The sequence below is a fragment of the Bacteroidales bacterium genome (genome assembly GCA_035353855.1).
GTDB lineage: Bacteria > Bacteroidota > Bacteroidia > Bacteroidales > CG2-30-32-10 > DAOQAK01.
Genome location: DAOQAK010000015.1, coordinates 1 through 16284 on the forward strand (window position 1 = coordinate 1; position 16284 = coordinate 16284).

General features: G+C 38.0%; 10 protein-coding genes, 2 tRNA genes and 2 rRNA genes. 4 read left to right on the plus strand and 10 right to left on the minus strand.

Translation table 11 applies throughout. The features are described from left to right. The 4 genes from PKK00_05230 to PKK00_05245 form a co-directional block, all read right to left on the minus strand. A 23S ribosomal RNA gene (locus PKK00_05230) occupies positions 1-1863 on the minus strand; the annotation flags it as partial. Between the two features lie 86 nt (positions 1864-1949). Further along, positions 1950-2023 (minus strand) — tRNA-Ala (locus tag PKK00_05235). Between the two features lie 16 nt (positions 2024-2039). Beyond that, positions 2040-2113: transfer RNA gene (locus PKK00_05240), tRNA-Ile, on the minus strand. 167 nt (positions 2114-2280) lie between these two features. After that, positions 2281-3804 (minus strand): 16S ribosomal RNA (locus tag PKK00_05245). A 676-nt stretch (positions 3805-4480) separates the two neighbouring features. Between PKK00_05245 and PKK00_05250 the strand changes: the two genes are divergently transcribed. After that, entirely contained in the window at positions 4481-5071 is a 591-nt protein-coding gene (locus tag PKK00_05250; protein ID HNW97799.1) for a hypothetical protein, read from the plus strand. 44 nt (positions 5072-5115) lie between these two features. On the opposite strand, the gene PKK00_05255 is transcribed toward PKK00_05250, so the two are convergent. Then, on the minus strand, positions 5116-6564 hold the full coding sequence (locus PKK00_05255; GenBank protein HNW97800.1) for an aminoacyl-histidine dipeptidase: 1449 nt from the start codon (positions 6562-6564) through the stop codon (positions 5116-5118). 260 nt (positions 6565-6824) lie between these two features. On the opposite strand from PKK00_05255, the gene PKK00_05260 reads away from it, so the two are divergent. Together PKK00_05260 and PKK00_05265 are read left to right on the plus strand one after the other, a co-directional pair. Beyond that, the gene (locus PKK00_05260) at positions 6825-9026 is read left to right on the plus strand and encodes a cation:proton antiporter (GenBank protein HNW97801.1); all 2202 of its coding nucleotides are present in this window, start codon (positions 6825-6827) and stop codon (positions 9024-9026) included. A 7-nt stretch (positions 9027-9033) separates the two neighbouring features. Beyond that, the gene (locus PKK00_05265) at positions 9034-10107 is read left to right on the plus strand and encodes an Ldh family oxidoreductase (GenBank protein ID HNW97802.1); all 1074 of its coding nucleotides are present in this window, start codon (positions 9034-9036) and stop codon (positions 10105-10107) included. A 98-nt stretch (positions 10108-10205) separates the two neighbouring features. On the opposite strand, the gene mtgA is transcribed toward PKK00_05265, so the two are convergent. Next, on the minus strand, positions 10206-10892 hold the full coding sequence (gene mtgA, locus PKK00_05270; GenBank protein ID HNW97803.1) for a monofunctional biosynthetic peptidoglycan transglycosylase: 687 nt from the start codon (positions 10890-10892) through the stop codon (positions 10206-10208). A gap of 220 nt (positions 10893-11112) precedes the next feature. On the opposite strand from mtgA, the gene PKK00_05275 reads away from it, so the two are divergent. Next, complete coding sequence (locus PKK00_05275; GenBank protein HNW97804.1) at positions 11113-12921, plus strand: TIM44-like domain-containing protein; 1809 nt, start codon at positions 11113-11115, stop codon at positions 12919-12921. A gap of 136 nt (positions 12922-13057) precedes the next feature. Here PKK00_05275 and PKK00_05280 read toward each other — a convergent pair whose 3' ends face one another. The 4 genes from PKK00_05280 to PKK00_05295 all read right to left on the minus strand — a co-directional run bounded on the left by PKK00_05280 (position 13058) and on the right by PKK00_05295 (position 16278). Next, positions 13058-13690, minus strand: a complete 633-nt coding sequence (locus tag PKK00_05280) for a hypothetical protein (GenBank protein HNW97805.1) — start codon at positions 13688-13690, stop codon at positions 13058-13060. Between the two features lie 174 nt (positions 13691-13864). Beyond that, positions 13865-14275 carry a PIN domain-containing protein gene (locus tag PKK00_05285; GenBank protein ID HNW97806.1) on the minus strand — a complete coding sequence of 137 codons (411 nt, stop codon included), beginning with the start codon at positions 14273-14275 and terminating at the stop codon, positions 13865-13867. After that, positions 14272-14514: a DUF6364 family protein gene (locus PKK00_05290; protein ID HNW97807.1), complete on the minus strand. Its 243-nt coding sequence runs from the start codon at positions 14512-14514 to the stop codon at positions 14272-14274. Before PKK00_05290 ends, PKK00_05285 begins: the two co-directional genes overlap by 4 nt. Before the next feature lie 399 nt (positions 14515-14913). Further along, the gene (locus PKK00_05295; protein HNW97808.1) at positions 14914-16278 is read right to left on the minus strand and encodes a TolC family protein; all 1365 of its coding nucleotides are present in this window, start codon (positions 16276-16278) and stop codon (positions 14914-14916) included. Positions 16279-16284: the final 6 nt, after the last annotated feature.

The following is a 16284-nucleotide window of genomic DNA, read 5'->3' on the forward strand; positions in this document are numbered from 1 at the left end:
GCAGGTGTCAGGCCTTATACTTCATCTTTCGATTTTGCAAAGCCATGTGTTTTTGCTAAACAGTCGCCAGGGCCATTTCTCTGCGACCCACCTTGCGGTGGGTACCCTTTTTCCCGAAGTTACAGGGTTAATTTGCCTAGTTCCTTAGCCACGGATCACTCGAGCACCTTAGGATACTCTCCTCGACCACCTGTGTCGGTTTCCGGTACGGGTTGCAATTATCTGAAGCTTAGAGGGTTTTCTTGGAAGTATGATTAGGGTCATTATTCGCTTGTCCGAAGACTCACGATACTATCAAGTTTCAGCACATAAAGCGGATTTTCCTACTCAATGTATACCTACACTCTTCAACGTACTATTCCGTCAGTACGCAGACCTTTCACTCCTTCGTCACCTCATCGCAATAATTGCAAGTAAAGGAATATTAACCTTTTATCCATCGGATTTTGCGTTCGCATACTCCTTAGGACCCGACTAACCCTGATCCGATTAACGTTGATCAGGAAACCTTGGTCTTGCGGTGTGCAGGTTTCTCACCTGCATTATCGTTACTTATGCCTACATTTGCTTTTCCAGACGCTCCAGCATGTCTTACAACACACCTTCAGCGCAGACTGGAATGCTCCCCTACCAGTGATATTGCTATCAATCCACAGCTTCGGTAGTATATTTAATGCCCGTTTATTATCCACGCCCGATCGCTCGACTAGTGAGCTGTTACGCACTCTTTAAATGAATGGCTGCTTCCAAGCCAACATCCTAGCTGTCAATGCAATCAGACTTCGTTAGTTCAACTTAATATACATTTGGGGACCTTAGCTGATGGTCTGGGTTATTTCCCTCTCGGCGCTGGACATTAGCACCCAACGCCTCACTCCCGAGTATATGTCATAGCATTCGGAGTTTGTCAGGATTTGGTAGGCGGTGAAGCCCCCTAGTCCAATCAGTAGCTCTACCTCTATGACACTCTTACCTCGAGGCTGTTCCTAGAAACATTTCGGGGAGTACGAGCTATCTCTCAGTTTGATTAGCCTTTCACCCCTACCCACAACTCATCCAAACGCTTTTCAACGCATACTAGTTCGGTCCTCCATCAGCGGTTAAGCTGACTTCAACCTGGTCATGGGTAGATCACAAAGTTTCGCGTCTACCCCCTCTAACTTTACGCCCTATTCAGACTTGCTTTCGCTTCGGCTACAGACCTTAAGTCTTTAACCTTGCTAGAGAGGAGTAACTCGTAGGCTCATTATGCAAAAGGCACGCCGTCAGTTACTATATCATTGCTGATACCTCACCTCCGACCGTTTGTAAGCGCACGGTTTCAGGTACTATTTCACTCCGCTGTTCGCGGTTCTTTTCACCTTTCCCTCACGGTACTAGTTCACTATCGGTCTCTCAGGAGTATTTAGCCTTACCGGATGGTGCCGGTGGGTTCCCACAAGGCGTCTCCGACCTCGCGGTACTCAGGATACTGTTAGGTAATAAATTTGTTTCGTTTACAGGACTATCACCTTCTATGGTGCAACTTTCCAGAAGCTTCTACTACAAATTTACAGTCCACGTTACAGTCCTACAACCCCAGTTTTGCCGTAACAAAACTGGTTTGGGCTAGTCCCTGTTCGCTCGCCACTACTTAGGGAATCACTATTGTTTTCTCTTCCTCCAGGTACTAAGATGTTTCAGTTCTCTGGGTTTACTTTCCGATAAATCGGAATGATCCGCCTTCAGCGGACCGGGTTTCCCCATTCGGATATCTCCGGATCAAAGGCTATTTCCGCCTCCCCGAAGCTTTTCGCAGGTAGTCACGTCCTTCATCGTCTCTGAGAGCCAAGGCATCCACCATACGCTCTTACTTACTTTCTTGTTATATTATAATTAAATAAAATTTACTCGTGTCTTGTATCTTCTTTCAATATGTCAAAGAACTTTTTCGCCAATTGGCGAATTCGTGGAGAATATCGGATTCGAACCGATGACCCCTAGCTTGCAAAGCTAGTGCTCTAGCCAGCTGAGCTAATCCCCCAATACGATGATTGATGTAGTCCCGAGCAGATTTGAACTGCTGACCCCTACATTATCAGTGTAGTGCTCTAACCAACTGAGCTACGGGACTGAGTTTACGATTGATTTTGTAAACGCACTTCCTTTTGCTCAAAATACTGTAATTAAGGAAGAGTCATCACTGAGCTCGTATGGGTAAAAAAAATATGAAGAAGCCAAAAGTAGCAAATATGAATTCCGAATTATAAAAAACGGAACTTAATAATAAACCTTCTCTAGAAAGGAGGTGTTCCAGCCACACCTTCCGGTACGGCTACCTTGTTACGACTTAGCCCCAGTCACTGGTTTTACCCTAGGCCGCTCCTTGCGGTTACGGACTTTAGGTACCCCCAGCTTCCATGGCTTGACGGGCGGTGTGTACAAGGCCCGGGAACGTATTCACCGGATCATTGCTGATATCCGATTACTAGCGAATCCAACTTCACGAAGTCGAGTTGCAGACTTCGATCCGAACTGAGACCGGTTTTAGAGATTTGCATCCAGTCACCTGGTAGCTGCCCTCTGTACCGGCCATTGTAGCACGTGTGTAGCCCTGGGCGTAAGGGCCGTGCTGACTTGACGTCATCCCCACCTTCCTCACTACTTGCGTAGGCAGTTTCCTTAGAGTTCCCAGCATTACCTGATGGCAACTAAAGATAGGGGTTGCGCTCGTTACGGGACTTAACCCAACACCTCACGGCACGAGCTGACGACAGCCATGCAGCACCTCGTAAAATGCCCCGAAGGGAATTTACCTTTCGGCAAATGTCATAATACGTTCAAGCCCAGGTAAGGTTCCTCGCGTATCATCGAATTAAACCACATGCTCCTCCGCTTGTGCGGGCCCCCGTCAATTCCTTTGAGTTTCAATCTTGCGATCGTATTCCCCAGGTGGATCACTTAATGCTTTCGCTCAGACGCGTACAGTGTATCGCACACATCGAGTGATCATCGTTTACGGCGTGGACTACCAGGGTATCTAATCCTGTTTGATCCCCACGCTTTCGTGCCTCAGCGTCAGTTACAGTTTAGTGAGCTGCCTTCGCTATCGGTGTTCTGTGTGATATCTAAGCATTTCACCGCTACACCACACATTCCGCCCACTTCAAATGTACTCAAGGTTGACAGTATCAATGGCAGTTCTACAGTTAAGCTGTAGGATTTCACCACTGACTTATCATCCCGCCTACGCACCCTTTAAACCCAATAAATCCGGATAACGCTTGGATCCTCCGTATTACCGCGGCTGCTGGCACGGAGTTAGCCGATCCTTATTCTTACGGTACCATCAGCCCCGCTCACGAGCGAGGGTTTTTTCCCGTACAAAAGAAGTTTACAACCCATAGGGCCGTCATCCTTCACGCGGCATGGCTGGTTCAGACTTGCGTCCATTGACCAATATTCCTTACTGCTGCCTCCCGTAGGAGTCTGGTCCGTGTCTCAGTACCAGTGTGGGGGTTAATCCTCTCAGAACCCCTAGGTATCGCAGTCTTGGTGAGCCGTTACCTCACCAACTAACTAATACCGCGCATGCCCATCTATAACCATTAAAACTTTAATTGCAAAAAGATGCCTTTTCGCAATGTTATGGAGTATTAATCCCGATTTCTCGGGGCTATTCTCCAGTTATAGGTAGGTTGCATACGTGTTACGCACCCGTGCGCCGGTCGCCGGCATGTATTGCTACACCCGCTGCCCCTCGACTTGCATGTATTAAGCCTGCCGCTAGCGTTCATCCTGAGCCAGGATCAAACTCTCCATTGTAAGTTTGATTCTTTAAAAATGTCTCAAGATTTATTATTGTTACTGTTCGGAATTGAACAGGTTATATTTGCTACTTTATTTAGGCTTTCTTCAATATCTTCAAAGAACGTTTTCCATTTCATTTTGAAATGGGCTGCAAAATTAAAAACTATTTTTTATTTTGCAAAATATTTTTAAAAAAAATTATCTTTCAAAAAACTAAATTTTTCCCGTGGTATTTTGGGACTGCAAAATTAATATTTTTTTGTCCCGAGAAAAATTTTAAATGAACTTTTTATTTACAATTTATAAGATCGAATCTTTTTAATTGGGGTTGCAAAATTAAAAACTTATTTTGATTCTGCAAACATTTTTTCAAAAAAAATTTATTTTAAAAAAACTTAATCATTTTCCCTTGGTAATTTGGGACTGCAAAATTAATATTTTTTTGTCCCGAGAAAAATTTTAAATGAACTTTTTATTAACAATTTTATAAGATCGAATCTTTTAATTGAGGCTGCAAAGATATGAAAACTAAAATCACATAAACAAATGTTTTTATAATTATTTTTAAAATATTTTATATTTAATTGTTTTTAAATAACTTATATGTGAATATTTTCATACATTTCAGAATATTTTATCTTGTTCATACTATATTTCATGTATTTTTGTTCTTATAAAAAAGGATATAAAGATGAAACTTATAAAGTATTTGCTTATTTACTGCTTCTGTTTGCTCTGTTTTATTAATGTTTTTGCCCAGGATAACATAAAAAATAACGATAATGACAAATTAATACATCGCTTCTTTACAGGTGGTACCATAGGTTTGCAGTTTGGCAACTATACCTATGTAAACATTGCTCCTATTGTTGGATACCGCTTAAATGATTATATATCATGTGGGGTTGGTCCTAATTATATATATTATCATTATAAAGATCCATATTCAACAACAATTTTTAAAACAAACCTGTACGGGGCGAATTTCTTTTCACGCGTTTATTTCCTGAAAGATATTATTCCCAGTATTCATGACATCTATCTTCATGGCGAAATTGAAGGACTTAATGTAGAATCAGCATTCTTCGATATAGGGAATGAACATAATAATGAAGAAAGGTATGGAGTAATTAGTATTTTCGGTGGCGCCGGAGTTCGACAAGCAATAGGTGAAAAAACCTTTGTAACTCTTACTGTACTTTATAACTTTAATGAAACCATAGATAGTCCATACTACGGAAACCCTTTAGTATATCGCGTTGGTATTGAAATCGGGTTATAATAAAAAAGGAGGCAATGCCTCCTTTTTATTTGCTCTATATTATATTATAATGTTTCTAAGACTTCAACCAATAATTTCCAGAATAGATCAACGCTTTCTATATTTATTCTTTCATCGGGTGAATGAACGCCTCTGAGTGTAGGTCCAAAAGAAATCATATCCATTCCCGGATATTTTTCTCCTATAACACCACATTCAAGTCCTGCATGTATAGCCAGTACCAAAGGTTCTTTCTTGAAAAGTTTTTTATAGCTTGCTTTCATTACCGACAGGATCTCTGAATTCATATTAGGTTTCCATCCGGGATATCCTTCACCATGCTTAACTTCTGCACCTGCCAATTTAAATAAGGAAGCAACCATTTGTGCAACATCGTCCTTTGAAGATGCAACAGAGCTGCGCTGACTCGTTTGAATAATGATTCTATCATTTTCTGTTTTAACCGAAGCTAAATTTGTTGATGTTTCAACCAATCCAGGCATATCGGCAGTCATTGCTATTACTCCATGAGGACATGCATACATCGAATTCAGTAAACGGAATTGTGTATCCGAATCAATCACATAAGCAGGTTTCCCGGCACTTTCAATTACAAATTTCAAATCGGGTTCTGTAATATTTAATTCATTCTTTATCATATCATGATAACTACTTGCATAATCGATAAGGCTATTTTCATTTTGTGAAGGTACCATTAATATTGCAAAAGCTTCGCGGGCTATAGCATTTCGTAAATTTCCTCCATCAACCTTAGAAATCCGAATTCCATATTTATTTGTTGCCATCAGCAAAAACCTGTTCATCAGTTTTACTGCATTGCCTAATCCTTTATTAATATCATCACCTGAATGGCCACCTTTTAAACCGGTAACTGATATCTTATATGGAATCATGTTTGCAGGAACGCTATCCTTTTTATATGAGAAAGTAATAACGGTATCTTTACCACCTGCGCATCCAATAAATAATTGTCCTTCATCTTCCGAATCCAAATTTAGAAGTATGCGACCTTTTACAAATTCAGGCTGAAGAGCAAAGGCACCGGTTAATCCGGTTTCTTCATCAACAGTAAAAAGACATTCTACGGGTCCGTGAGAAAGTTCATCCGATTCAAGAACTGCAAGCTGAGCAGCCATACCAATTCCATCGTCGGCACCAAGAGTTGTTCCTAATGCTTTCACCCATCCCCCTTCAACGACTGGTTTTATAGCGTCTTTATCAAAATCATGTTGTGTTGAAGCATTCTTTTCACAAACCATATCAATGTGGCTTTGCAAAACAACGGTCTTGTTTTTTTCTTTTCCTTTTGTTGCAGGTTTACGAATCATTACATTTCCTGCTTTATCCTGAATGGTTTCCAGTTTTTTCGACTTTCCCCATTCAACTAACCATGCTGCAATTTTTTCTTCTTTTTTGGAAGGACGCGGAATTTTACATATCTCATTAAAGTAATACCAAACGCGTTCGGGCTGAAGTTTAAGTATATCATTCATAATTTTATTTTTATATCAACACAAAACTAAACATTTTGTTTTGATTAAATAATTTATTCAAAAAAAATCTTCTCTATTTAGGATTATAGAATTAATAATTTTTGATGCTAATACCGATTGTATAGATGTAATAGTACAATATTATTGGACTATAACATCTATGTCATCGGCATAACCATTGTAAAATTTAAAATATCCTTTGGACTATTTTAAATTAACAATTGGTATAATATCTTAACTTTGCACTAACATTTTGATACATGAGGAAAAATTTCATTTTCTATTTTCTTATTCTCTTTCTTTTTGGAACACTTATATGGCTTGTGATTCAAAAAGGAGAAAGTTTAAGTTCAACCCGAATAATCACTAATGAACAGGTCATTCAAAATGATAATCCCACTCAGCCACCGGTTACTGCAACACCAGAATGCCTATCTATTCCCGGTTATATAAAAAACACATTGCAGCATCCTTCTGCCTTGCTCATTCTGCAAATCATTATTATCATAACTTTTTCAAGAATATTTGGATTCTTATTCGGAAAGATTGGACAGCCTACTGTTATTGGTGAAATTATATCAGGCATTTTGCTCGGACCATCGTTACTTGGACTATTCTTTCCTGATGTATTCCATTTTATTTTCCCTGCATTTTCATTAAACAATTTAGAATTGTTCAGCCAGGTAGGTCTTGTACTTTTCATGTTCATTATAGGGATGGAGCTCGATGTAACCATTTTAAAAGTCAAGGCAAAATCGGCAATCATCATCAGCCATACAAGCATACTTTTTGCATTTTTTCTCGGTGTATGCCTTGCCTACTTATTGTTCGAGAAATATGCTTTCACAAATACCAATTTCACACGTTTCGCATTGTTCATCGGTATAGCAATGAGCATAGCAGCATTCCCTGTTCTTGCCCGGATCATACAGGAAAGAGGGATGACCAAAACGCCTTTAGGAAAAACAATCATTACTATTGCAGCAATTGATGATCTAACTGCATGGTGTATCCTTGCTGTAGTTGTTGCGGTAATACAGGCAGGAAGCATAATGAGCGCATTGTTCACTATAATCATGGTTATTCTTTTTATTGGTGTTATGCTTTTTGCGGTTCAACCTTTTTTACAGAAAATGGGCGCTATATACCTCACTAAGGAAATGATGACCAAAAGAGTGGTTGCTTTTATTTTTGTCGTCATATTTCTTTCCGCATTTTTTACAGAAGCGATAGGAATAAAAGCACTTTTCGGCGGATTTCTTGCCGGGGTAATTATGCCATCAAATGCACAGTTTAAAAAAGTAATGGCAGAAAAAATAGAAGACGTCAGCCTTGTAGTATTACTTCCATTATTTTTTGTTTTTACCGGGCTTAGAACACAAATTGGACTGCTTTCAGATAGCGATTCATGGGCTGTATGCGGACTTATAATATTGTTTGCTATCAGCGGGAAATTCGGGGGAAGTTTTTTAGCAGCAAAGTTTAATAAACTTACGTGGAAAGATTCATTTGTTATCGGGACCTTAATGAATACGCGCGGATTAATGGAGCTAATAGTTTTAAATATCGGGTATGACCTGAAAATATTGTCGCCACAAGTTTTCACAATGATGGTTATTATGACCCTCTTCACTACATTCATGACAGGCCCAATATTATCACTCACTGATTATTTCAGCAGGAAGAAAAAACAGCATATCTATGATTATGTTGATTTACGAAGTCTGAACGTGCTCATTTCATTTGGTCTTCCCAAAATGGGAACATCATTATTAAAATTAGTTTATGCACTTTCAGGTAAAGATAAATCATATCATAAGATATGCGCTCTTCACCTTACGCCACATACCGAAATTTCACAATCGGCAGCTATGAAATATGAAACGAACAGCTTTGCTGCCATACGCTCACTTGCCAATGAATTGAAGGTAGATATCAAAACCATTTATAAAACCACTGAAGATGTTTCAAAAGAAATAGCAAGAACTTCGCGTAAAGAAAAATCAAATTTACTTCTGATAGGCGCAGCAAAATCAGTATTCAACAAAAATGTTTTAGGCGGAAAAGTTAAAAATATAATCGATCTGGCTAAATGTAATGTTGGAGTTTTTATTGATAAGGATTTCCAGGAGATCAATAATATACTTATTCTTACAGATACTATAAATATAGAAAACTTTATAAATATCAGTGAACGGTTCTTAATAAATTCATTCAGCGCTATAACATTTATTCTTCCTGAAAACATTGTAAATTCTACATTCCCTGATATAGTAAAGAATCACGAGCGCATTTATTTTTCTGACTCTTCCAATATCAATAATGCTTCATTAAAAAAATACGATCTACTAATTACTACTATTGATTATTTCGAAAACAAACTTCGCGACGAAACTATACTTCTTGATGCCGCACCATCACTTCTTTTACTTAATTTCAAGGACAATATTTTTTCAATCTAATATAAATATGTATACCTATCAACAATTATTCAATATCACGAAAAAAATATTTTTAACAATCGGATGTAATGAAGCCGACGCTACAACTGTTGCAGATGTACTGCTAGCTGCCGAATTGCGCGGTATCGAATCGCATGGGATGTTGCGCATTGCCGATTATTATAATTTATGGAAAACAAAAAGGATAAATGTAAATCCAACTATTTCCGTTGTTCATGAAACTCCGAGCACCGCTGTTATTGATGGTGATTCCGGACTGGGAATGGTGGTTGGGAAAAAAGCTATGCAGCTTGCCATTGATAAAGCTAAAGCTGTGGGTACCGGATGGGTTTCAGCCCGCAACTCAAATCACTTTGGTATAGCCGGATATTATTCGATGATGGCTTTACAAAATGACATGATAGGTATTACCATGACCAATGCAAACCCTTTGGTAGCGCCTACATTTTCGGTCGACCGTTTACTCGGCACCAATCCTATTGCTGTTGCAGTTCCTGCCAATAAACAACCTGCATTTGTTGCCGACTTCGCCACCACTCCTATTGCACGCGGCAAACTCGACCTGATGCATAAAAAAGGAAAGAAAGCTCCTGATGGTTATGTTCAGGATAAATTGGGAAACCCCAGCAACGACCCTAATATTCTGACACAAGGCGGAGCTATTGTTCCTCTTGGTGGCGATTACGAACATGGCAGTCATAAAGGATATTGCCTGGGTTCTATCGTCGATATTTTTTCCGCAATACTTTCCGGCGCCGGCTATGGTCCATGGGTTCCGCCATCCGTAGCCTATTTACCTGTAAAAGAAAATACTGATGTAAAAGGTACGGGACATTTTTTTGGCGCCATGCGTATTGATGCTTTCCGCCCTGCATCGGAGTTTAAAGAGATGATGGATAAATGGATACTGACTTTCCGAAATTCAAAACCTGCTGAAGGCCATGAAAAGGTTCTTGTTCCCGGTGATCCCGAAAGAGAAAATGAAACCCTACGCATGAAAGAAGGAATCCCTGTTATGCCCATGCTTATTGAGAAAGTAAATGAAATAGCCGCAGAGCTTGGGATTGAAGGGTTGAAATAGTTTGTTGTTTGTCGTTTTTGTTTGTCGATACCCTTATATACTTATAACCTATACCTCTCGTAAGTCGTTTGTTGTTATTGTTGGATTTTTAAACCATATTACTCAAACTTCACTTTTGGAATATAAGCCATCCTGTATACAATAGCATTTCTGTATCGCTGTGTGTATGCCGAAGGATTCAGCACTTTGTAGATATTCGGATTAGGTAAAACGGAAATCAGTGAAGCGGCTTCATACTGGCTTAACTTCGAAGCATGTTTATTGAAATACTTTAATGATGCAGCTTCTACGCCATAAACGCCCGGGCCGAATTCAACCACATTCATATATGTTTCCATTATTCTTTCTTTGCCCCATACCAATTCAATAAGAACGGTAAACCATGCTTCAAGCCCTTTACGAACATAATCGCGGTTAGGCCATAAGAAAACATTTTTTGCCGTCTGCTGGCTTATAGTACTTCCACCCTTTGTGGTCTTATCATTTTTCACATTCGATTTGTAAGCAAGTTTTATTGCGCGAAAATCAAAACCATTATGTTCCATGAAACGGTCGTCTTCCGCAGCCAGTGCAGCCTGGAATAAATATGGCGACATTTTATCAATCGAAATCCATTTGTAATCTGTTTTTGAATCGGACTCAAACCCGCGAATTACCATCAACGGAGTTACCGGAGGATGAACAAACTTATATAACACCACGGGAAATAAAGTAAGAGCAAAGAAAATCACGAAAGCCCAAAGCAATATTTTAAAAATCTTTTTTCTAATTCTTCCCTTTGCCATAAATTTTTATTGAGATACAAAATTAAAAATTATTGACGAATATTTATAGAATCACAGAAAGTGATTAATATAAATAATAACAGCTAAAAAATATGATCAACAATTTCAATAATTAAAAATATTGATGAAGTTGAATAGATATTTTATAAAGCTTTCAAAATATTTTTCTTATCCTGATGACAATTATTTTTTATTACATTTGATTATTAAAAATTATTTTATGATAAAAAAATCATTACGCTTACACGATTATATAATACCCGTTTTTATTATACTTATATTTTTTCTTTACACTATCGACCTGTATGCTCGTGCAGGCGGCGGTGGCGGAAGCAGCGGTGGTGGCAATGGCGATGATGGCGGATTAATAGGTGTATTGATCTATCTTCTTCTTTCCATTCCTTTTCCATGGAATTTAATTGTTATTGGGATCATCATACTCTTTGGTTATTTAGGTAATAAAAAAGCGAAACAACAAACTATACTTAACCAACTTCCTGATGGAAATGCTCCCGATAAAATTAAAGCTATCACCAATTACATGCAGGTTAATCCAACATTCAATGTTGAAAATTTTAAAGCTAAAGTAAAAACTGCTTTCATGCAAATACAGGAAGCATGGATGCTTAAAGATATGAGCAAAGTCCGCAAATACATATCCGACGGCATGTACCAACGAATGAACATACAGTTTAAAATGATGAACATTCTTGAACAAACCAATACCATTGGAAAACTTATGGTTCATAATATTTATATCGACAAAATAGAATATGATGGGAATTATGAAATCATTCATACTGCAATCCATGCTTCCATAGTCGACCGGTTTGAAAGCAAAAAATATCCTCAACTCAATTCAGGCGGTGCTGAAGATTTTGTAGAGTATTGGTCATTTATAAAACGAAAAGGTATTGAAGAAAAAAATCTTTTCAATACGCAGAATTGTCCGAAGTGTGGCGCTGAACTCCCCATGAATGCAGGCGATGTAAGCCAGTGCAGCTATTGTAAGACCATCACCAACCTTGGCGACTACGACTGGATATTATGCGAAATCACACAAGCCGATGATTACATTGCCATACATCCCCGTGCTTCCAGGAAGGCTGCTCTTTCTTCCAAAGTAAATGAAATATTGAGTACCGATGCAACATTCAGCATACAGCACCTGGAAGACAAAGCCAGCAATGGTTTCCTCCAAATGGTTACCGCGCGTGTTTTGAAAGATGCAAAAATAATGAGACGTTTTGTTACTGATGAAGCTTTTGAAAAATTCAGCAGGTTTAACAACGACAATATTGTTTATAATCGTTTTTATTTAAACGATGTTACGCTTATAGGCATTAGCCGAAACGAGAATAAATATACACTTGCATTCGCCATAAAATATTCTTACCAGTCGGTATCATTAAATAACGGGCAAGCCATACTTCTAAACCCTGTTGTATTAAGCAAAACAGAAACCGTGCTGATGATTCGTGATATTACTGCAGGAAATTCAAAAGGTTCATTATATGCTCATGTATGCCCATCATGCGGTGGTCCAGTGAAAGATACCATTGATATCAAATGTCAGTTCTGTGGCAACGAACTGAACAGCACAAAAAATGAATGGATTATTTCTGATGTACTCAACTCAGGCGAATACCACGACTATTTCAGTGAAAATGAAGATTCATATATGGCCAGCCTTTCTGCCAATAAACTGGAAAGCTTGTATGATGTACGCGATTATGCTTTTAATAATGTGCTTGCAGTGATGGCCGCCGACAGAAAATTTGAACAGGAAGAAATGGCAATGGCTACAAAACTTTGTAAAAAATGGGGATATAAATACGATAACATCATTCCCATGTTCAATATGGCTAAGAACAACGGGCTGGTAATCCGTATGCCCGACAACACAAAGAAACAACAGAAAATTTTCAGACTGATGGAAAAAGCTGCTGCTATTGACGGGATGGTTTCTGATGAAGAAAAAGATTTACTTGAAAGCGTGAAACAACAATATGGGATTTATGAGGGGTAAAGTTCCGCGTATTTGTTGTGTTTGTGTGTTTGAACCGCTTGTCTTATTCCCCGTTAATAAAATTACCAAAAAGATTTAAGGACACCAAATATATCATCAGCCCAAATACAATAAATACGCTGTTATACAATGGGCTTTATTCCTTTTTTAGTTTTCTATCCGACAAATATGCAAGTAGAATGAACAATCCATTGGAAAACAACACGACAGAAGTTCGCAAATAATCATTATTTTTCATCATTTCAGGTTCATCCCTAAATACCATACCTGAGAAACTTGTTATCATTAAAAATAGTAATACATACGAAAACACATTCCTTCTCCTTATCAACAGCCAACCTATTAATACAAACAGGATCTCAAGAGCATATGCAAAATATGGAAATTGCCACAAACCAAATCCAACTTTATATGTCCCAAATAATATCGGCAAATCATTTGTATGAACAATTAAATCAATAAACCAATGTGATAACACACATAAGCCTAAAATCCATGCTTCTCTTTTTTTATTCTTAATCCAAAATATAAAGAACACTATCAAAGAAATTAGTATCGCACCTAATAATGAATGAGAAAAAGGCAAATCCAAATGGTTTCTAAAAAAAGGATTATCACTCGAATTATAGGAAGCCTTTTCGATCCCTAATAAAACAAATGTAAAAGCAATGATATCCAGTAACTGTACTGATGCAAATAACAGCCATAGTGGTAGCTCCGGAGCTTTTTTCTTTACTACATATCCTAATCCATAATGTCCTATAAACATAATTTCTAAAATTTAGTTATTAATTTTTCCTAGTATGCTCGTTGTCGTTTTTAACCTTGCATATAACTATCCTATTTTATTTTTAATGGCGGACTGTCTGGCGGATACAGACGATTCTGCCGAACACTTGCAGTCCGCCGCTTGTAAAAGACGCAAGATATACATAGGTTTGAATTATAATACTTTCAAAAAACTTTCAGCGGTCATAACAGGTATCTGTGAGTGCTTATAGTCTGAGATGTTCCTTGTCAGAATCGCAGAACATTTATTTTCGATAGCACAAAAATATTGAATACCGTCCTCAAAGTCTTTAAAATCGGAGCTAAGAGCTAATTCAATAGTTTTATTGTCAACTGGTAAAACAGTGACGATAGATTTGAATTTAAAAAGAATCTTTTTTGCTTTTTCCTGTCCATTATCTTTTGAAAGCAAGTAAAATAAAGTCGCAAAAGTCAAAGAAGATACATGTATGTGTAACTTGCCATTGTCTGCGAGAGATAAAACCTGGGCAGCAGGGAGATAAAACGATTTTCTATTAGCCAATAGATCAAGAATGATGTCAGTGTCTATGAAAATCTTTTTCATTTGTATTTATTTGTCAGGTGATCAATATACTGTTTCTCCATGTCAGTGTGTTTTGACTTTATAACACCAGAAAGCGACTCAACAAGAGGTGAAATTTTGATGTCCTGTCGATTGCGCCGAACTAAAAGTCTAAGGTAATTTTCAATCATTTTTGAAAGACTTGTATTTTTGTCTCTTGCATAGTCCTTGGCAAGTTCGATAGTGTCTTGGTCAAGTTTTAATGTTAGTTTTGAGTTCATGGCTGAAGTTTTATACGTACAAAGATATATATTAAATACGTATTATCCAAATTTATTTTCAACAAACTTATGCATAATGTATGCGCTGTTCTATTGAACCAAATCTATTCGCCAAAAGAGGAGCAGCTATTTATTTGCCTCTACTTTAAATTCTATTTCAAATATAGAAATTTATTCCCCTTTATAAGCAATAAATATTTTACTTGCAAAAAGCAAAGATGTTTAGATCCAGTAATACCTGCCTGGACGGCAAGGCAGGCTGAGCGTTAGAGTTTCGGAATGTTCGCAATCTCATTCACTGAAGAATAATTTTGATTATCCAACCCCGAATTCGTTGCGGCGAACGAATGATGAAGTTTTATTGAGGCATTGAAATTTCGATGTTCACAATAAATTTTCTTATTTATTATTGACCATCTGCAAATACGAAGTTAAATAAATTTTATATTCAATGAATTGTTCAGTATATTCATTCCTGCACTGCCGTAATAGTGATTCGGATTCCAGGACTTCGGAAAGGGTTGACATACCTGCACGATAGTAATCCGTTGCCACTTTCAGGTTTTGAGAAGCTACCTTCATGGCTTGTTCCGAAAGAATAATTTGATTGTATGATTGTTCACATTCATTCCATGCTTTCTGCATTTGCAGTAAAAGTTTTTCATTGATATCTTTCCTGTTGTTCTCAGCAATTTGTTGTTGTATCTTCTGTTTTTTTATATTGTGGCTTGCTTCCCACCACCCGGAAACAGGAATGGTAACCGTTGAAAAAATTATTCCGTTCGTATTATTCTTTTCCATCAGGTTATTGTATAGATACCCTGCGCCAATAGCCACTTGCGGCATGGTTTCACCTACCAGCATCTGCTTTTTGATCTGTTCTGACTGCACTTTTAAATTCAATAATTTATATTCATCACGGTTGGCAAGCGCCTGGTTATGGGCTGCCCTGTACTGATATGGCGCAGCTACTGTATCACCGAAAATAATTGAATCGGTAAGTTGAAGCTTTTCATCATACGGGATTCCGGTATACTGGCACAAAGACATTGTTGCTAAAGCAATACCATCTTCTGCTTTAAGCCTTTTAGAGCGAAGTTCATTTTGTTTCAACATTATTTTTAACAGGTCATTCTGTAATACAACACCTGATTGATATGCACCGTTAACATCTTTATATAATGTATCCAGCAGCTTTTCGGCAGTAGCAATGGTTTTTAATTTTTCTTTCAGCGATACTACCAGCCAGTAACTTACTTCTGTTTGAAGAACCACTGAATCTTCGGCAAGATTACATTTGTACTGAGCTGCTTCCATTCCTAATTTCGCCAATTGATTTCCTTTTGCGATTCTTCCTCCGGCATAAATAGGTTGCAGCGCTGTAACTCCGCCCAGCATTCCATCTTTTATCATTTGCATGTTTATAGTGGCATCAGGAATATAGGCTCCATAGTTGGAATACAGTGTTTGAATAATATCATTGATACTTTGGTTTTCAAAAGTAACATCAATGTCAACATCGTTTGCATTCATGTCAAACAACGAACTGTTCGATTTGAAAGCGCTTCCCATGGCGGTAATTGTTGGAAAGTATTTGGTATAAGCTGCTTTTTTGGTTTGTATGGCAGCTTCTAATTCCAGCCCGGCATTTTTTATTTTGGCGTTATTGATAAGCGCCATTTTCCTGCATGAATCCAGCGAGTATTGCGCTTGCAGCGGAATAACGATTGACAGAGCTATGATTGTAATTATTTGTGTTTTCATTTTTAT